Origin of the sequence: Streptococcus sp. CF8_St5-11 (assembly GCF_024295625.1) — a bacterium.
Classification (GTDB): domain Bacteria; phylum Bacillota; class Bacilli; order Lactobacillales; family Streptococcaceae; genus Streptococcus.
This window is the reverse complement of the sequence record NZ_JANCOJ010000001.1, coordinates 285827-303934: the sequence shown is the minus strand read 5'-3', so window position 1 is coordinate 303934 and position 18108 is coordinate 285827. Positions and strand designations below refer to the sequence as shown.

Here is an 18108-nt window from a genome sequence, read left to right as displayed (position 1 = left end):
TCGCTTTTTTGTGTTCATCTCCTGCTTGAAGACACCTCTTCCCAAACATTACTTACGAAATTAATTTAAGGAGAATATCATGATTCAAATTACTTTCCCAGATGGCGCTGTTCGTGAATTCGAATCTGGCGTTACAACTTTTGAAATTGCACAATCCATCAGCAATTCCCTAGCTAAAAAAGCTCTTGCTGGTAAATTCAACGGTAAACTCATCGACACTACTCGTGCTATCACTGAAGACGGAAGCATTGAAATCGTGACACCTGATCACGAAGATGCTCTTCCAATCTTGCGTCACTCAGCGGCTCACTTGTTCGCTCAAGCAGCTCGTCGCCTCTTCCCAGATATCCACTTGGGTGTCGGTCCAGCCATCGAAGATGGTTTCTACTACGATACAGACAACCAAGCTGGTCAAATCTCTAACGAAGACCTTCCTCGTATCGAAGAAGAAATGAAGAAAATTGTTAAAGAAAACTTCCCATCTATTCGTGAAGAAGTGACCAAAGATGAAGCGCGTGAAATCTTCAAAAATGATCCATACAAATTGGAATTGATCGAAGAACACTCTGAAGACGAAGGTGGTTTGACCATCTACCGTCAAGGTGAATACGTGGACCTTTGCCGTGGCCCACACGTCCCATCAACTGGTCGCATCCAAATCTTCCACCTTTTGAATGTGGCAGGTGCTTACTGGCGTGGTAATAGCGATAATGCGATGATGCAACGGATTTACGGTACCGCTTGGTTTGACAAGAAAGACTTGAAGAACTACCTTCAAATGCGTGAAGAAGCTAAAGAGCGTGACCACCGTAAACTTGGGAAAGAGCTTGATTTGTTCATGATTTCTCAAGAAGTTGGTCAAGGTCTTCCATTCTGGTTGCCAAATGGTGCTACGATCCGTCGTGAGTTGGAACGCTACATCGTTGATAAAGAAGTCGCAGCAGGCTACCAACACGTCTACACTCCACCAATTGCTTCTGTAGAACTTTATAAGACTTCAGGTCACTGGGATCACTACCGTGAAGACATGTTCCCACCAATGGATATGGGTGATGGAGAAGAGTTCGTTCTTCGTCCAATGAACTGTCCTCACCACATCGAAGTTTACAAACACCATGTGCACTCTTACCGCGAATTGCCAATCCGTATCGCTGAAATCGGTATGATGCACCGTTATGAAAAATCTGGTGCCCTTACAGGACTTCAACGTGTGCGTGAAATGTCTCTGAATGATGGTCATACCTTTGTGGCTCCAGAACAAATCGAGGAAGAATTCAAGAAGATCCTTCAATTGATCATCGATGTGTATGAAGACTTTAACTTGACAGATTATCGTTTCCGCTTGTCTTACCGTGATCCTGAAGACAAACACAAATACTTTGACAACGATGAAATGTGGGAAAATGCTCAACGCATGTTGAAAGCAGCCGTTGATGATATGGGTGTTGAGTACTATGAAGCTGAAGGGGAAGCAGCCTTCTACGGACCAAAATTGGATATCCAAGTGAAAACAGCTCTTGGTAAAGAAGAAACTCTTTCAACTATCCAATTGGACTTCTTGCTTCCAGAACGCTTTGATCTTCATTACATTGGAGCAGACGGGGAAGAACACCGTCCAGTCATGATCCACCGTGGGGTAATCTCAACCATGGAACGCTTTACTGCGATCTTGATTGAAAACTACAAGGGAGCTTTCCCAACCTGGCTTGCGCCACACCAAGTAACCCTCATCCCAGTATCTAACGAAAAACACGTAGACTACGCTTGGGAAGTGGCTAAGAAACTTCGTGATCGCGGTGTTCGTGCCGATGTGGATGAACGCAATGAGAAAATGCAGTTCAAGATTCGTGCTTCTCAAACTCAAAAAATTCCTTACCAATTAATCGTTGGTGACAAGGAAATGGAAGAGCAGGCTGTAAACGTTCGCCGTTATGGTCAAAAAGAAACAGAAACCATGCCGGTAGATGCATTTGTAGAATTGATTCTTGCAGATATTGCAAATAAATCTCGTGTTGAGAAATAAAACGATCACAGTCTGAAAAATATTTATTAGTAAGAAAAAGCAACAACTATTTCAGTTGTTGCTTTTTCTATTTTGTTTAACCTGAGCTAGTAGTGATCGGTCAAACCACCACAAATAGTATCTTCATCAACAATCCTTTCTATCCATTAACTTTTGGATATAGGATATCCTCCCAAGATTTGCTTCCATGAGTTAGATAAGTTGACTATCCTCAGTCCTTGTCTGCTTCATTTTCTTTTACGAGATCGTTTTGTGAATCTTTTTCAGAGAGTTTTTGATCGATATACTTGTCAATGTTTTCGTAAAATTCCTTGGTCGTCTCACTATCTAATTTTGTCGAATTATGGACTTGATTGACCTTCAATTGAACAGATTGAATACCGTAAGAGTCTTGTTTTTGGCGAATGGTTTCTAATTCTTCTTCTGACATCGGATCTCCAACAACTGTCAAGACCAATTCATTGCTACTTGACTTGTAGACCTGATTAATGATTGTATGATTGGCGAACTCTTTTCCTACAAACTGTTTGATCCCTTCTTTTCGTGCTTGATCCATCGTCAGAGTGACTGCTGAATAGCTGGCTGGAAGAACCAATAATACAATCAAGGAGATCAACCCAATTCTCATTTTCATGTTTAGCTCTTTAAATGAACTTAAGGGAGATTGTCTCATCATAATTCTTGTTCCAACAATATTGATTAGCATGATAAAGACACAGTTGATCAAGAAAAGATAGAGAGCCCCAAATAAAAATCGTACATTTCCATTAGCTAAACCATAGCCTGCAGTGCAGATAGGTGGCATCAGAGCTGTTGCAATGGCTACTCCTGGCACGATATTGTTTGCTTCTTTTTTTCTTGAACCAATGACACCTGCTATCCCACCCGCAATAGCAATGAGAACATCCCAAATGGTTGGAGAGGTTCGTGCAATCAATTCGCTACTTGCATAAGATAAGGGAGAAATCCAGAAATATAGAGTCGAGACAAGCAAACTGACCAATACTTGAGTAAATAAAACCTGTAGAGATTGCTTAATTAAACGCGTATCAAAAATAGCTAAACCAAACCCCAGTCCAATAATCGGTGTCATAAGAGGGGAAATCAGCATGGCTCCAATAATGACAGCTGTTGAATTCATATTTAGACCTATAGAGGCAATAAAAATCGAACACATCAAAATCATTGTATCTCTTAATCGAACATGAAGGTCATCATATAGTTTCTCGCGGAATTCACGTGTTGAATAGTTTCCGGACATTGGTTACTCCTTTTATTTCATATAATCTTGTTTCTGCATGGATGATGGTAGAGAGACTTCTGTCCAAACTGACATGTTTTTAATTCTTACCTGTGATTCTTTTGAACATTATCTTTTAAATATCCATCAGTCCATCCTTGATATTATATCAAAAATTTTACAGTCTTTCTCTGAAGAAATCTATCAATTGAACAGATAGAGAAAGCCAGAAATTTTAGATTCTTATTCAAAGAAGGAAGAAAAACGATATCTCCTCTGAAAGTAGATACCGTTTTGATGTTTAAACATGATGAGTTTGTAGCAGCAATCCTAGCAGATATTTCCAACAAATCACGTGTTGAGAAATAATGAAAAAATAAAAGGATTGAGGATGAAACATTCTAAAAAACCTTCCTTAGGTGAGTAAGAACGTCAGCGAACTTATATGAAGTTCCAAAACTCCCGAGTGAGAGTGGGACAGAAGTTTTAGTCTCTCAATTGTCTTTGGATTATCGAGCAAGACGCAGTGGTTGAGTGGGCTCTACTACGCTGATTTCATCAGCTTTTACAGCCCTACTCAACTGTGCGGAGGTGGGACGACGAAATCGAATTCTAACGAATGACCGATTTCTGTCCCACTCTCATTTTTCTCACGACGGAAAGTTTTTAATAAATGATTCACTCATTCAAGCAAGTAGGAAATTAACTTTTTTTAGAATCACTCAAGTGATTTTATTTTCTACATATCATTCGTTTTTTCTGAGACTGAGATTTTAACATCTCGGTCTTTTTTACCCTTTCTTATTGGAAAGTCCAGCAATTGAGGCTCCACATTTCTTCATAAGTTTGATATAATAAGAAGATAGAGATTGATTAGGAAAAGAAGCATTAGAAACAGGTATGTAAGATGAAAAAAATATTAGTAGTTGATGATGAAAAACCAATTTCAGATATTATCAAATTTAACATGGCAAAAGAGGGCTATGAAGTCTTGACAGCCTTTGATGGCCGAGAAGCTTTGGAAGTCTTTGCGGCTGAGAATCCGGATATTATTATTCTAGATTTGATGTTGCCAGAGATTGATGGTCTGGAAGTGGCGCGTACCATTCGCAAGACCAGCAATGTGCCCATCATTGTCCTTTCTGCCAAAGATACGGAATTTGATAAGGTGATCGGTCTTGAAATTGGTGCGGATGACTATGTGACCAAACCCTTCTCTAATCGGGAATTGCAAGCACGTGTGAAGGCCTTGTTGCGTCGTTCGGAGTTTGCGGCGGATCCTCAGCTTGAAAATGAGGCCGATACGGAAATTGTAATTGGTGATCTTCACATCCTTCCAGACGCTTTCTTGGTTCAAAAGGCCAATAAAGAATTGGACTTGACCCATCGTGAGTTTGAATTGCTCTATCACCTTGCGACCCATGTCGGTCAAGTCATGACCCGTGAGCACCTTCTTGAGACGGTGTGGGGCTATGATTACTTTGGTGATGTTCGGACGGTGGATGTGACGGTTCGTCGTTTGCGTGAAAAAATCGAGGACACACCGGGACGTCCAGAATATATCTTGACCCGCCGTGGTGTCGGATATTATATGAGAAACAATGATTGATCTAATAAAACAATTTGTCATGTCGTCGAACTTTGTCTTTGTTCTGATTACGGTTGGGTTTATCATTGTGGTTGCCTTGCTTCTCCTAGAAAACCGTAGGGACAATATCAAGCTCCGACAACTAAACGCTAAAATTAAGGATCTGATTGCTGGGGACTATTCCGAAGTGGTCGACATGCAAGGAAGCCCAGAGCTGACCGATATGACCAACAGTATCAATGATCTATCTGAGGTCATTCGTCTGACGCATGAAAACCTAGAGCAGGAAACCAAGCGGCTGACTAGTATTCTAGCCTATATGACAGATGGAGTGCTTGCGACCAATAGACGGGGTCAGATCATCATGGTCAATGAAATGGCGGCCAAGCAATTGAACGTCAATCCGGACGAGGTTCTCAATACCAGTATTCTTGATTTGCTTTCGCTTGGAGACGACTATGATTTGCGAAGCTTGATTACTGAAGTACCAGAGTTAACCATCGATTCCCAGGATGAAAATGGGGAGTACTTAAGCCTTCGTGTGCGCTTTGCCTTGATTCGTCGCGAATCAGGTTTTATCTCTGGTCTGGTAGCTGTCTTGCACGATACGACAGAGCAGGACAAGGAAGAACGGGAACGTCGCCTCTTTGTCTCCAATGTAAGTCATGAACTGCGAACACCTTTGACCAGTGTGAAATCCTATCTGGAAGCCCTAGATGATGGCGCTTTGTCAGAGCCGGTGGCACCAGATTTTGTCAAGGTTTCACTGAATGAAACCAACCGCATGATGCGCATGGTCACAGATCTTTTGAGCTTGTCACGAATCGATAATGAAACTAGTCAGTTGGACATCGAGTTGACCAACTTTACAGCCTTTATTACCTTTATTTTAAACCGGTTTGATAAGATCAAGAGTCAATCGCAAGAAGATACCAAAAAGTACGAACTGATCCGTGAATATCCAATCACCCCGATTTGGGTTGAAATTGATACGGATAAAATGACCCAGGTAATCGACAATATCTTGAACAATGCCATCAAATACTCACCCGATGGTGGGAAAATCAAGGTAGGGATGAAAACAACAGATGCCCAGTTGATTATCTCTATCTCAGATGAGGGCTTGGGAATTCCCAAGAAAGACTTGCCACGCATTTTTGATCGCTTTTACCGAGTGGATAAGGCGCGTAGCCGGGCCCAAGGTGGGACTGGTCTGGGCTTAGCCATTGCTAAGGAGATCATTAAGCAACACAAAGGCTTTATTTGGGCCAAGAGTGAATATGGTAAGGGATCTACCTTTACCATTGTCTTGCCGTACGACAAAGATGCGATTAAAGACGACTGGGATACAGAAGAGGAAGAATAAGGAGTCAATGACAGAAAAGGGATTTAAGTATAGTATTTTAGCTTCAGGTTCTAGTGGGAATTCTTTCTACCTTGAGACGCCAAAGAAAAAACTGCTTATTGATGCAGGGCTATCAGGGAAAAAGATTACGGGACTATTGGCTGAAATTGATCGCAAACCAGAGGACTTAGATGCCATTTTGATTACGCACGAACACTCAGACCATATTCATGGTGTGGGTGTTTTAGCGCGGAAATATGGCATGGATCTATATGCTAATGAAGCAACTTGGAAGGCCATGGAAGGCACCAAGTATCTAGGCAAGGTCGATGATGCTCAAAAGCACATTTTTGAAATGGGGAAGACCAAGACATTTGGCGATATTGATATCGAAAGTTTTGGGGTCAGTCACGATGCTGCTGCCCCTCAATTCTATCGCTTTATGAAGGATGGCAAGAGCTTCGTCATGCTGACGGATACGGGCTATGTGAGTGATCGCTTGGCAGGAATCGTCGCGGATGCGGATGGCTATCTGATTGAGTCCAACCATGATGTAGAGATCCTTCGAGCAGGTTCTTATGCGTGGCGCTTGAAGCAGCGGATCTTGTCAGACCTAGGCCACCTTTCTAACGAAGATGGTGCGGATGCCATGATCCGAACCTTGGGAAATCGCACCAAGAAGATTTATCTGGGACATTTGTCAAAAGAGAACAATATCAAAGAATTGGCCCATATGACGATGGAGAATCAACTGGCTCGAGCAGATCTAGCTGTCGGCCATGATTTTGAGGTGCTAGATACCTCGCCAGATACCGCAACCCCTTTGACGAAGATATAAGATGGAAAACCACCTGCGGGTGGTTTTTTATATGCCTATTTGAGGAAATCTACATCTAGTAATGAATTTGCTCTTTACCCAAAATTCGTGTATGATAGGAGTACTTTATCTCAAGAATAAATTGACGGAGAAATGTTAATTTTGAAAACATATATCGGTTATTTGGATTCGAAATGGATTTATTTTGATGAAGAAAACGAAGTATTTCAATATAATGATCAAAAAAATACTTCCAATTGGATAATGGTTACTGCTCCACTTACAGTCTTTCTTTTAAAAGGAATTGCAAGTGTTTTAAATTCAGCCTTTGGGACGTTATCATATACGATTAATATCAGTATTGCAATGATTGGAACTCTGATAGTTTTCGGAATGCTGATGACAGCGAGGTCGAGAAAAAAAGATCCAAGAACGGGTTGGAAAACGGTTGTTTTGAAGGAAAAAGAGCGCAAAACACTCAGAGCAAAGGTGCTTGCAATTTTTATTATGAAGATTCTTTTTGCTTTTTTAGGGATTTTTTTCTTGGTTACTTATATTAGAGAAACTGATTTTTTGTGTCTGATGATCTACCTTCTTGCTTTTGCTTGTGTGATACATTTTCGTCAGGAAATTAAGACCAGAAAGATTCTTAAACTATTGAAGCGTCAAACAGGATCAACTGGACAATAATTCCATCGAAATATGTTTTACTGCAATAGAATGAGAGTATTGCATCTTTGATAAGCGATTTAATGGTAGATAATATGGGTCAAGAAATTTTGGGTGGTTCATCATTTAAAAATCTCCTTGATTAATTGATATGAAAAGAAAGGGTGTTTATGCTTAAAAAAGCAAACATAGAACATTTAGCAAAAAAAAATTTTCGCTATCGCATTCTAAATGTAGATAATGAGCATTATTTAGTAGACGTGGATCGTCCTTTTATAATCTCATACTTTTTCCCGTGGTTTTTGTATTTTACATCCCATTGGGCTATTCGGTTAACTGAGGATGAATTTAACACATTAACAACATCTAGAAACGACAAGCAAAGGAATGGTTTAACACATAACAAAGGAATTTCAGCTTCTGGAGCTGCGTTTGTGGCATTGCTTTTATCGAGAGCGTTTCCGATTGAAGATTATCTGTACTTCAACTCTCATTTACTCAATATTGGATTGACGTTATTCGTTTTTGGTATTGTGATGGGAATTCGCGTGTGGATGAGCAGAAGAAAAATTGTGTCCATGCTAGAGAATGATGATCATCTTATCAAAGTATATTGTGTCCCAACAACATTAAAATTTATTTTTTTATCGCTTCTAATGCCAACGATTTCTCTTATCATTGTTGGTGTGGTTTGTTATGCGGTAATAACTAATTTTGCTCCGAACTTTGTAGTTCATTTAGGTTTATTTGTTTTTGCACTTAATTTTTTATTGTCTGGAAATACAATCTATTTCTCAGCTGAGTCAACTTTCAAAGCTAAAATGAAATAATATAGAAGTGCATATAAAAAATTCAGATAGAACAATAAAGCAGTAATCTGAATGGCAGAGAGATGACTATTAGTCATAGGAAAGGAAAAATAGAAATGAAAAAAATGATGTTATTACTGGCTAGTTTGGTTGCTTTAACAGCTTGTAGTCAGTCTAAGCAAGATACGAAAGAGTCAACTTCCAATCAAACGACGAAGGAAACAAAAGTATCAGAGTCTTCTAAAGAAGAAAAGGGTTTGAAATTTGTAGTAGCACCTCAGTATGAAGGTAAAACATCTGAGCTAATTGAGTTAGGAAAAAAATTGGTCAAGGAACATCCTGAACTCGGAAGTGAAGGTAATATGGCGCTCTACTTCACGGGAGCTATTTCTGAAGGAAGAGCAGCGCTCATGTTGGTCAATAAGACAGATGTGGATATCAAGAAAGATTTGAATTTTTCAATTTCTTGGTCTTATGATGGAAAATCTATTCTTGACAATCAAAAAGTTAGTTATTTTATCAAGGATAGTGGAGAATTACCATCTCATTCAGCAACTTTGATATTGTTGCCACTGAATGAGGAACAATTGGGAATTGTAGATGGAATGTCAGATCCATCTAAGATGAAGCTTCAAATGTCAGATGTGAACGCTGTAGAGTGATTACAAAAATGAACCATACAAAGGAGAAGTAAATGCGCCTTGTTTATCTTACGATTGGTTTTGTGTCTTTGGGATTAGGAATTATTGGGATTCCTTTACCGATTTTACCGACGACTCCCTTTTTATTGCTATCGATGGCCTGCTTTGCTAAAAGTTCAAAACGCTTTGAAACTTGGCTCTACCAAACCAAGCTTTATCAAACCTATGTAGCGGATTACCGAGAGACCAAATCGATTGCCAAAGAACGGAAGAAATGGATTCTTCTTCAGATCTACATTCTGATGGGGATATCGATCTATCTGGCCCCGATTATTTGGGTGAAGCTTGCTCTAGGTGCTTTGACGATTTTTATCACCTATTATCTCTTAAAAGTGATCCCTAATAAGCCTGAAAATCCAACAGAAGAAAATCCTGATTAAAATTGGAGAATTCAGGCCCTAGAACTAGGAAAAGAAGTGCGTTCGTGCTTCTTTTTTGGTATAAAAGTAAAAACCCTTGATACACAAGGGTTTTCGTGTGCTGACTACGTTTTTGACTACGCTTCGAGAAATTTTAATAAGCGATCTACTTTAGGATTTTTAGTTTTCTATAAAAGGATCAACTCTTAAATATGATTAAAGTATATTTAAGAGTTGATCCATCTTTTATTAAATATCTCTTATTGTGATATGTATCTATTATATCATTGTTCTAACTCAGTTATCTTTTCTAACATTTCTTTTATATCCTTTTGCGTCTTGAAAGGATTATTTTTTATTTTCTTAACAAAGAGAATGAGTGTGATAATCAAAAAAATACAAGCGATAACAGGGTTGATGGTAAAGTATAAAAGGCTACAAAATGCAGATAATCCTACAGGAAAATACCAAGAAGAAGCTGGATATACCTTTGCCCCTCTATAAGTATAAAGATCACGATTTGTTCGTTGGTGATTTATATTTCCTTTTTTAACACTGCTGAAAGCATCCACAGTAGTTTTGTTATATACCTTATTGTATATTGTACGTTTAGGATCTTTAATAAGGCCTGTCCCTTTTTGGCCGTATGTTGGAATGATTGCTCGTTTAACCTGTCTCTTTAATTTCGATGTTGTCCGAGCTTTTAAACTCTTTGAAAGACTGGGTTTTCTAACTCCTATTTTCATAGTAATACTCCTTATTATTATTTCAATCCCAAACTTTTTTGTTTTAATTATATCAAATAACGAAGGGGAATGAAATAATAACGAGGTAAAGAAATAAAATTCACTATAAGAAGTGGGCATTATGTTGGTAAGATATAGAAATGCGCCAGTTAAAGAAACTTAAAATTCATGGAGCAAACTTACAAAACGTGATATTCAACTTATTGGATCGATATCCAAACACACCTAAAATATAGTAAAAGCAATCAACTGTATCTAATGGATATCTAATGGTAATCGTTTTAAAATTTTGGTATACTTAAGAGTATGAATTTATTAGAAAGTAGGCTTCCTATGGAGAAATTACAAGCCCTGTTATCGGAACGGTTTCAGATCGTTTTTTCAGATAGCAGTTTATTAGATACAGCTTTTACGCACACCTCTTATGCCAATGAGCACCGCCTCTTAAAAATTTCACATAACGAACGTTTGGAATTTTTAGGAGACGCTGTTCTTCAATTAGTTATTTCCGAATATTTGTATAAGGAACACCCAAACAGACCGGAGGGAGATTTGTCCAAATTCCGTTCTATGATTGTCCGTGAAGAGAGTCTGGCTGGCTTTTCTCGAGATTGCCAATTTGACGATTTCATCAAACTGGGCAAGGGCGAAGAAAAATCTGGTGGCCGGGACCGTGATACGATTCTTGGTGACTTATTTGAAGCCTTTTTAGGTGCTCTTTTACTGGATCAAGGAGTGGAAGCAGTCAAACGCTTCATCTATCAGGTCATGATTCCAAAGGTTGAAACGGGTCAATTTTCTCAAGTCATTGACTACAAGACCCGCCTGCAAGAACTGTTACAGGTTCACGGAGATGTGGAGATCCAATACCAAGTGGTTAGCGAGTCCGGTCCTGCTCATGCCAAAGAGTTTGAAGTAGAAGTGTTCGTGAACGGTCAAACGATGGGACATGGTCATGGTCGTTCCAAGAAGTTAGCGGAGCAGGAAGCAGCCCGCAATGCAGTTGAAACGAGGAATGATGGGCCATGTATCTAAAAGAGATTGAAATCCAAGGCTTTAAATCCTTTGCGGATAAGACAAAAGTCGTGTTTGACAAAGGAGTCACTGCTGTTGTAGGGCCTAATGGATCTGGAAAATCAAATATCACAGAGAGCTTGCGCTGGGCCCTGGGGGAATCCAGTGTCAAGAGTCTACGTGGGGGCAAGATGCCCGATGTCATCTTTGCAGGGACAGAATCGCGTAAACCGCTGAATTATGCCTGTGTCACAGTTGTCTTAGATAACCAAGATGGTTTTATCCAGCAGGCAGGGAAAGAAATTCGTGTCGAACGGCATATTTATCGTTCAGGAGACAGCGAGTACAAGATCGATGGCAAGAAAGTACGTCTCAGAGATGTTCATGATTTGTTCATGGATACGGGATTGGGACGGGATTCTTTCTCCATTATCTCCCAAGGTCGGGTAGAGGAGATCTTTAACTCCAAACCGGAAGAACGCCGGGCAATCTTTGAAGAAGCTGCAGGTGTCTTGAAATTTAAGACGCGGCGCAAGGAAACCGAGACCAAACTCAACCAAACCCAGGAGAATTTGGACCGTCTGGAGGATATCCTCTATGAATTAGAAGGACAAATCCAACCTCTTGAAAAGCAAGCGACTGTCGCTCGCCGTTTCTTGGAATTAGACCAAGAACGGCAGGTTCTCTTGCTGGATGTTTTAGTTGCTCAAGTTGATTTGACAAAGAACCTTTATGAAAAGGCTGATCAAGAAGAAAAGGCCATTCAAGAACAGTTGGCTTCTTATTACCAACGTCGTCAGGTCTTAGAAGAAGAGAATGTACGCATCAAGAAGGCCCGCCATCAGTTGGATGAAAGCTTAGCTGAGGACCAGGCCAGCTTGCTTGAGGTCACTCGTTTGATCAGTGATTTGGAAAAGCAAATCGAAGTAGCTAAGTTGCAATCGACTCAAGCAGCCCATAGTCGCAGGGAAAATCTTGAGCGCCTGGATGCTGTTTTGGCCCGTCTGGAAGAAGCGAAAAATGAGCTGGCTCAAAAACAAGAGACGCTAGCTGTGCTTCAACAAAGGCTGACAGAGAACCGTCAGCAACAAGAAGAGTTGGAAAAAGAATTAGCCAACTACGAAGAAGATCCGGAACAAGTCATTGAGCATCTACGCGAGCAGTATGTCGCGCTCTTACAGACTGAGGCTGAAAAATCAAATGAGCGGACAGCCATTGAGAGCCGGATCCAAGCACTCCTGCAAGAATCAAGCCATCGTCAAGAGGATTTGACCAAGGCACAAACAAACTTTGAAACTGCCAAGGAAAAAGAAGTCCGACAATTGGAAGAGTTGGATCAGGCACAAGCGACGGTCAAAGGTTTACTAGTAGAATACCAAGAGCAATTGGTAAAAGTGGAGCAGGCCAAAGCTGCCTACCAAGAGGCTCAAGCGGCCATGTTTGACTTGATGGATGAGAGCAAGAACAAGCGGGCGCGGATCAATAGCTTGGAAGCCATTCAGAAGAACCATAGTAACTTCTACGCAGGCGTCAAGAGCGTTTTGCAAGAAGCAGAACGGTTAGGAGGCATCTGTGGGGCTGTTAGTGAGAATTTGAGTTTCTCAAAAGACTACCAGACAGCGCTTGAAATTGCTCTGGGAGCTAGCAGCCAACAGATCATTGTCGAGGATGAAAAGGCTGCAACGCGAGCTATCGATTTCTTGAAACGCAATCGCTTGGGACGGGCAACTTTCCTTCCGCTAACGACCATCAAAGCCCGTCAACTATCCCCTCGGAATCTGGAATTGATTCAAGCCAGTGCAGGATTTCTTGGAATCGCGAGTGACTTAGTGACCTATGAGCATCGGTTTGAACAGATTTTCCAAAACTTGCTTGGAGTAACGGCCATCTTTGACACGACAGAGCATGCGCGTGAGGCGGCTCGTAAAGTCAATTATCAAGTTCGGATGGTGACCTTGGATGGGACCGAATTGCGGACCGGAGGATCGTATGCCGGTGGTGCCAATCGCTCCCAAAATACGGTTTTTGTCAAACCAGAATTGGATAGTTTGAAGCAGGAAATGCAAGCTCTGGATGCTCGTTTGAGAGAAGCAGAGCAGGAGGTCGAGACCAAGGACAATCTGCTCAAGCAGGCGCAAGAATACCTGGCCTCTATTCAAAGCCAAGGTGAGCAAGCGCGTCTAGAGCAACAGCGGGCCCAATTGGCCTACCAACAAAGCCAAGAGCAGCTGAAAGAAATTCAGGAACTCTTAGAAGCTTTGAAGTCAGAATTGGCAACAGATGCGACCCAGTCTCTCCAAGAAGAGCTGGAATCCCTTACTGAGCAATTAGCAAAAATTGAGCTTCAAAAAGAAAATCTGAATCGCGACATTGAAACCATGAAGTCCGATAAAGATGTTCTGCAACAAAAGGTACAAAACCTGCAAGAGCAATTGGCAGAATTGCGACTTCAACAGACGGAATGGTTGAGCCAACAAAGCTACGAGCAAACAGATGTTCGTCGCTTAGAAGAAACGATCTCTCAGTTGGAAGTAGAAGAGCATCAGTTGCAATTATTGATTGAACAAGGCGAGGCCCAAGTTCAGATAGTTGATGTGGAGCAGCTAGCCAACCAATTGACGCAGGCCCAAGCCAAGAAAACGGAACTGGAACAAGGAGTCATTCGGAAACGCTTTGAGCTGGATGATTTGGAAGGCCAGGCCGAAGATGTGGCAGAACAGATGGAGCAAGCTCGCAAGAAAAACGAAGAGTGGATTCGTCAACAAGCTAAAGCTGAAGCGACACGTGAAAAGCATGCGGATCGCTTGAACAAGCTTTTAACGCAAATTACCGATGAATTTATGCAAAGCTTTGACCAAGCCAAAGAGCAGGCCAAACCTGTTGAAAATCTTGCGGCAGCTGAAAACCAGCTCAAGAGCATCGAAAAAGATATTAAGGCACTTGGTCCGGTCAATGTGGATGCGATCGAGCAGTACGATGAGGTGAAGGGGCGCTTTGATTTCCTTTCAAACCAGCGTGAGGATGTCTTGGCTGCGAAAAACATGCTTCTGTCTACCATTAACGACATGAATGACGAAGTCAAGGAACGCTTTAAATCGACTTTTGAAGCTATTCGTGAATCCTTTAAAGTCACTTTCCGTCAAATGTTTGGTGGGGGTTCTGCTGATTTGATTCTGACAGAGCCAGATCTTCTGACAGCTGGTGTTGAGATTTCTGTGCAGCCACCTGGTAAAAAGATCCAATCCTTAAACCTCATGAGTGGTGGAGAAAAGGCCTTGTCTGCCTTGGCCCTCTTGTTCTCGATTATTCGTGTCAAGACCATTCCATTTGTCATTCTGGATGAGGTAGAGGCTGCCCTAGATGAGGCCAATGTTAAGCGCTTTGGGGATTATCTGAACCGCTTTGATAAGGAAAGCCAATTTATTGTCGTGACGCACCGGAAGGGAACTATGTCGGCTGCAGATTCCATCTATGGGGTGACCATGCAGGAATCTGGGGTTTCTAAAATCGTCTCAGTAAAATTGAAAGACTTAGAAAATGAAGAATAATGATATTAAATTGATCGCTACGGATATGGATGGAACCTTTCTAAATGACCAACATCAGTACGATCAAGACCTTTTACGCAAGGTATTAGCAAGTTGCAAAGAAAAAGGCATCTATTTTGCTGCTGCAAGTGGCCGTGCCCTCCTTTCTCTCAAATCTCTCTTTAAAGGATTTGAGGACCAGATGATTTTCATTGCTGAAAATGGTAGTGTGGTAGAATTTCATGGAGACGATCTCTACGAAGCGACCATGTCCAAAGACTTTTATTTGGGTGTTTTTGAGGCTTTGAAATCCTCACCTTATGCAGACCCGAATAAGCTTCTTTTGACTGGGAAAAAAGGGAGCTATGTATTAGAAACAGTAGATCCCGACTATCTGGCCTTGAGTCAGCACTACAATGAAAACATTCAAAAAGTGAAAAGCCTAGCAGATATTCAGGATGAAATTTTCAAATTGACCACCAACTTTGATGCAGCTCTTGTTCTTGAAGGAGAGCAATGGGTCACTGAGAATATCCCAGGCGTCAAAGCAATGACGACAGGTTTTGAATCGATTGATATTGTCCTCGATTATGTCGATAAAGGAGTGGCGATTACCGCCTTAGCGGATAAACTAGGGATCTCGATGGATCAGGTGATGGCTTTTGGGGATAACCTAAATGACCTCCATATGATGCAAGTCGTGGGCCATCCTGTAGCGCCAGAAAATGCACGTCCTGAAATCTTAGCGATTGCTGAAACAGTCATCGGCCACCATGCGACGGGTTCTGTCTTGCGCTACATGGAGGAAATCGTATGAGTCAGATTTCCTTGATTGCGCTGGATTTAGATGGGACCCTTCTCAATTCTGAAAAAAAGATCTCCCCTCGCAATAGAGCAGCTCTCGCTGCTGCACAGGCCCAAGGTGTCAAGGTGGTTCTAACCACTGGTCGCCCCTTGAAAGCCATGGATTTTCTTTTAGAAGAATTGGGAACAGCAGGCCTCAAAGAAGAGTATACAATTACCTTCAACGGTGGTTTGGTGCAGCGAAATAATGGAGAAATCCTCTCGAAAGTTGTCTTGGCACCAGAAGATGTCGCAACCATTCATGATGAAACAGCCCGTCTCGGACTTCCGCTGGATGCGATCAGTGAGGGAACGGTTTATGAGATTTATTCGGAACGGAAGTCCCTCTATTCCCATTACAATCCCTATCTAAACTTTGTTGAGACAGATTTTAAAGACCTGCCATCCAAGATTTCCTACAACAAGTGTGTGACAGCCGTTGATCAAGACTTTTTAGATGCAGCGATCAAGCAGATCAGGCCGGACTTATTTCAAGACTATGAAATTTTTAAATCTCGGGAAATGTTGCTGGAATGGTGCCCCAAAAATGTTCACAAGGCAACAGGTTTAGAGGCATTGGCAGCTATTTTGGGTCTTACATCTGATCAAGTCATGGCTTGTGGAGATGAGGCCAATGACCTGTCTATGATTCAGTGGGCTGGACTAGGGGTTGCTATGGGCAATGCGATCCCGGCAGTAAAAGAGGTGGCAGCGCTTGTTGCACCCGTGACCAATGACCAAGATGCTGTCGCATGGGCAATTGAAAATTATGTGCTAAAGGAGAGTGAATAAATGGGATTATTTGATCGTTTATTTGGAAAAAAAGAAGAAACTGAAAAAGTGCTTCCGTCTACTGAAGAAGTGACGGAAAGTAATGAGATTGAAGAAGTTGTCAAAGAGGAGCCGACGACGGCTGTCTCAAATGACAAGGAAGAGCAAAAAATCGCTGATATGGAGGCTTACTACCAAGAGCTTAAAGCGCGGATTGCAGCCACACATCAACCTGTTTCAACCGTCACTCAAGAAGAGTCATCAGTGGAACCTCTTGTTGAAGAAAATGTGACTTCAGAGACTCATGAAGACCAAGCAGCAGGAGAGGAGTCTCCGGTTGTCTTTGAATCCGCTCAAACAGAAACAAGTTCTGAAGAAGTTTCACCTGTAGCTGATGAAACGGAAACTGAGCCTCTTAAAGAAGCAGATGAGATTGATGTTATAAAACTGGAAGAAGAGTCACCATCACCGGACGCTGAGCCAGTAGAAGTGAGCACGACAGAAGAGAATATTCCAGAACCGGAAGCATCAGAAGCGATCGCTGAAGTAGAGGAAACTTCAGAAGTAGCGGAAGCCGAGTCTAGCTTTCCTGAAGGACAAGCTGCATCAGCTATGGAGGAAAGAACTGTTGAAGAGGCAGAGGGGCCAATTCAAGATGAGGTCGCACCTCAGCAAGAAACCATCCAGGAAAAATATGATCGTAGCTTGAAAAAGACACGGACTGGATTTGGAGCACGCCTCAATGCCTTCTTTGCCAATTTCCGTTCAGTTGATGAAGAATTCTTTGAAGAATTGGAAGAACTCTTGATCATGAGTGACGTTGGGGTTCAAGTGGCCTCTAATTTAACCGAAGAGCTGCGTTATGAAGCCCGTTTGGAAAATGCCAAAAAACCAGATGCTCTCAAGCGCGTGATCATCGAAAAATTGGTGGACTTGTATGAAAAGGATGGCCAATTTAATGAAGCCATTCGTTTTCAAGATGGTCTTACGGTCATGCTCTTTGTTGGGGTCAATGGAGTTGGTAAAACAACATCTATCGGGAAGTTAGCCCACCGCTACAAACAAGAAGGCAAGAAAGTCATGCTGGTTGCAGCAGATACTTTCCGTGCAGGAGCAGTAGCTCAACTGGCAGAATGGGGACGCCGCGTAGATGTTCCTGTTGTGACAGGTCCTGAAAAATCAGATCCTGCCAGCGTCGTATTTGATGGAATGGAACGCGCGATCGCTGAAAACATTGATGTTCTGATGATTGATACAGCTGGTCGTCTGCAAAACAAGGACAACCTCATGGCGGAGCTTGAAAAAATCGGCCGGATTATCAAACGTGTTGTACCCGATGCACCGCATGAAACCTTGCTGGCCCTCGATGCATCAACCGGTCAAAATGCCTTGGTGCAAGCTAAAGAATTTTCAAAAATTACACCTGTGACAGGAATTGTATTGACCAAGATCGATGGAACGGCTCGAGGTGGGGTCGTCCTTGCGATTCGAGAAGAGTTGGATATCCCAGTGAAGTTGATTGGATTCGGAGAAAAGATTGATGACATCGGACCATTCCACTCAGAAAACTTCATGAGAGGCCTCTTGGAAGGCTTGATTTAAGAGTCAAATAGAAAAAGACAAATTGTTTAAAAGACAATTTGTCTTTTTGTTTCC

General features: G+C 41.7%; 15 protein-coding genes. 13 read left to right on the top strand and 2 right to left on the bottom strand.

Going from position 1 to position 18108, the window contains the following annotated elements:
- Positions 1–79: 79 nt before the first annotated feature.
- Positions 80–2023 carry a threonine--tRNA ligase gene (gene thrS / locus NMM13_RS01445; RefSeq protein ID WP_049514695.1) on the top strand — a complete coding sequence of 648 codons (1944 nt, stop codon included), beginning with the start codon at positions 80–82 and terminating at the stop codon, positions 2021–2023.
- A gap of 211 nt (positions 2024–2234) precedes the next feature.
- Here thrS and NMM13_RS01440 read toward each other — a convergent pair whose 3' ends face one another.
- Entirely contained in the window at positions 2235–3284 is a 1050-nt protein-coding gene (locus NMM13_RS01440; RefSeq protein ID WP_254727127.1) for a DUF389 domain-containing protein, read from the bottom strand.
- A gap of 886 nt (positions 3285–4170) precedes the next feature.
- Here NMM13_RS01440 and yycF point away from each other — a divergent pair.
- From yycF to NMM13_RS01405, 7 genes are all read left to right on the top strand, one after another.
- Entirely contained in the window at positions 4171–4872 is a 702-nt protein-coding gene (yycF, locus tag NMM13_RS01435; RefSeq protein WP_049483721.1) for a response regulator YycF, read from the top strand.
- Complete coding sequence (gene vicK / locus NMM13_RS01430; protein WP_129299090.1) at positions 4865–6217, top strand: cell wall metabolism sensor histidine kinase VicK; 1353 nt, start codon at positions 4865–4867, stop codon at positions 6215–6217. The genes yycF and vicK overlap by 8 nt, the downstream gene beginning before the upstream one ends.
- A gap of 7 nt (positions 6218–6224) precedes the next feature.
- The gene (locus NMM13_RS01425; RefSeq protein WP_003015609.1) at positions 6225–7034 is read left to right on the top strand and encodes an MBL fold metallo-hydrolase; all 810 of its coding nucleotides are present in this window, start codon (positions 6225–6227) and stop codon (positions 7032–7034) included.
- A gap of 141 nt (positions 7035–7175) precedes the next feature.
- The gene (locus NMM13_RS01420; RefSeq protein WP_254727124.1) at positions 7176–7703 is read left to right on the top strand and encodes a hypothetical protein; all 528 of its coding nucleotides are present in this window, start codon (positions 7176–7178) and stop codon (positions 7701–7703) included.
- Positions 7704–7852: 149 nt separating this feature from the next.
- Complete coding sequence (locus tag NMM13_RS01415; protein ID WP_254727121.1) at positions 7853–8512, top strand: DUF443 family protein; 660 nt, start codon at positions 7853–7855, stop codon at positions 8510–8512.
- 95 nt (positions 8513–8607) lie between these two features.
- On the top strand, positions 8608–9153 hold the full coding sequence (locus NMM13_RS01410) for a hypothetical protein (protein ID WP_254727118.1): 546 nt from the start codon (positions 8608–8610) through the stop codon (positions 9151–9153).
- A 32-nt stretch (positions 9154–9185) separates the two neighbouring features.
- Positions 9186–9572 carry a YbaN family protein gene (locus NMM13_RS01405; RefSeq protein ID WP_045759697.1) on the top strand — a complete coding sequence of 129 codons (387 nt, stop codon included), beginning with the start codon at positions 9186–9188 and terminating at the stop codon, positions 9570–9572.
- A 263-nt stretch (positions 9573–9835) separates the two neighbouring features.
- On the opposite strand, the gene NMM13_RS01400 is transcribed toward NMM13_RS01405, so the two are convergent.
- Positions 9836–10297: a hypothetical protein gene (locus NMM13_RS01400; RefSeq protein ID WP_254727114.1), complete on the bottom strand. Its 462-nt coding sequence runs from the start codon at positions 10295–10297 to the stop codon at positions 9836–9838.
- A 333-nt stretch (positions 10298–10630) separates the two neighbouring features.
- Between NMM13_RS01400 and rnc the strand changes: the two genes are divergently transcribed.
- The 5 genes from rnc to ftsY are packed head-to-tail and all read left to right on the top strand — an operon-like array spanning position 10631 to position 18054.
- On the top strand, positions 10631–11332 hold the full coding sequence (gene rnc / locus NMM13_RS01395; protein ID WP_254727111.1) for a ribonuclease III: 702 nt from the start codon (positions 10631–10633) through the stop codon (positions 11330–11332).
- The gene (gene smc, locus NMM13_RS01390; RefSeq protein ID WP_254727108.1) at positions 11323–14859 is read left to right on the top strand and encodes a chromosome segregation protein SMC; all 3537 of its coding nucleotides are present in this window, start codon (positions 11323–11325) and stop codon (positions 14857–14859) included. Before rnc ends, smc begins: the two co-directional genes overlap by 10 nt.
- Complete coding sequence (locus NMM13_RS01385) at positions 14849–15655, top strand: Cof-type HAD-IIB family hydrolase (protein ID WP_254727105.1); 807 nt, start codon at positions 14849–14851, stop codon at positions 15653–15655. The genes smc and NMM13_RS01385 overlap by 11 nt, the downstream gene beginning before the upstream one ends.
- Entirely contained in the window at positions 15652–16473 is an 822-nt protein-coding gene (locus tag NMM13_RS01380) for a Cof-type HAD-IIB family hydrolase (protein WP_254727102.1), read from the top strand. The genes NMM13_RS01385 and NMM13_RS01380 overlap by 4 nt, the downstream gene beginning before the upstream one ends.
- Complete coding sequence (ftsY, locus tag NMM13_RS01375; protein WP_254727099.1) at positions 16474–18054, top strand: signal recognition particle-docking protein FtsY; 1581 nt, start codon at positions 16474–16476, stop codon at positions 18052–18054.
- Positions 18055–18108 lie beyond the last annotated feature (54 nt).

Excerpts from the sequence above, each read along its gene's own strand:
- NMM13_RS01400 (WP_254727114.1), bottom strand. The coding sequence starts at position 10,297 with ATGAAAATAGGAGTTAGAAAACCCAGTCTTTCAAAGAGTTTAAAAGCT.
- rnc (WP_254727111.1), top strand. The coding sequence starts at position 10,631 with ATGGAGAAATTACAAGCCCTGTTATCGGAACGGTTTCAGATCGTTTTT.
- NMM13_RS01410 (WP_254727118.1), top strand. The coding sequence starts at position 8,608 with ATGAAAAAAATGATGTTATTACTGGCTAGTTTGGTTGCTTTAACAGCT.
- NMM13_RS01385 (WP_254727105.1), top strand. The coding sequence starts at position 14,849 with ATGAAGAATAATGATATTAAATTGATCGCTACGGATATGGATGGAACC.
- NMM13_RS01380 (WP_254727102.1), top strand. The coding sequence starts at position 15,652 with ATGAGTCAGATTTCCTTGATTGCGCTGGATTTAGATGGGACCCTTCTC.
- vicK (WP_129299090.1), top strand. The coding sequence starts at position 4,865 with ATGATTGATCTAATAAAACAATTTGTCATGTCGTCGAACTTTGTCTTT.
- NMM13_RS01425 (WP_003015609.1), top strand. The coding sequence starts at position 6,225 with ATGACAGAAAAGGGATTTAAGTATAGTATTTTAGCTTCAGGTTCTAGT.
- NMM13_RS01405 (WP_045759697.1), top strand. The coding sequence starts at position 9,186 with ATGCGCCTTGTTTATCTTACGATTGGTTTTGTGTCTTTGGGATTAGGA.
- smc (WP_254727108.1), top strand. The coding sequence starts at position 11,323 with ATGTATCTAAAAGAGATTGAAATCCAAGGCTTTAAATCCTTTGCGGAT.
- yycF (WP_049483721.1), top strand. The coding sequence starts at position 4,171 with ATGAAAAAAATATTAGTAGTTGATGATGAAAAACCAATTTCAGATATT.
- NMM13_RS01415 (WP_254727121.1), top strand. The coding sequence starts at position 7,853 with ATGCTTAAAAAAGCAAACATAGAACATTTAGCAAAAAAAAATTTTCGC.
- NMM13_RS01440 (WP_254727127.1), bottom strand. The coding sequence starts at position 3,284 with ATGTCCGGAAACTATTCAACACGTGAATTCCGCGAGAAACTATATGAT.
- thrS (WP_049514695.1), top strand. The coding sequence starts at position 80 with ATGATTCAAATTACTTTCCCAGATGGCGCTGTTCGTGAATTCGAATCT.
- ftsY (WP_254727099.1), top strand. The coding sequence starts at position 16,474 with ATGGGATTATTTGATCGTTTATTTGGAAAAAAAGAAGAAACTGAAAAA.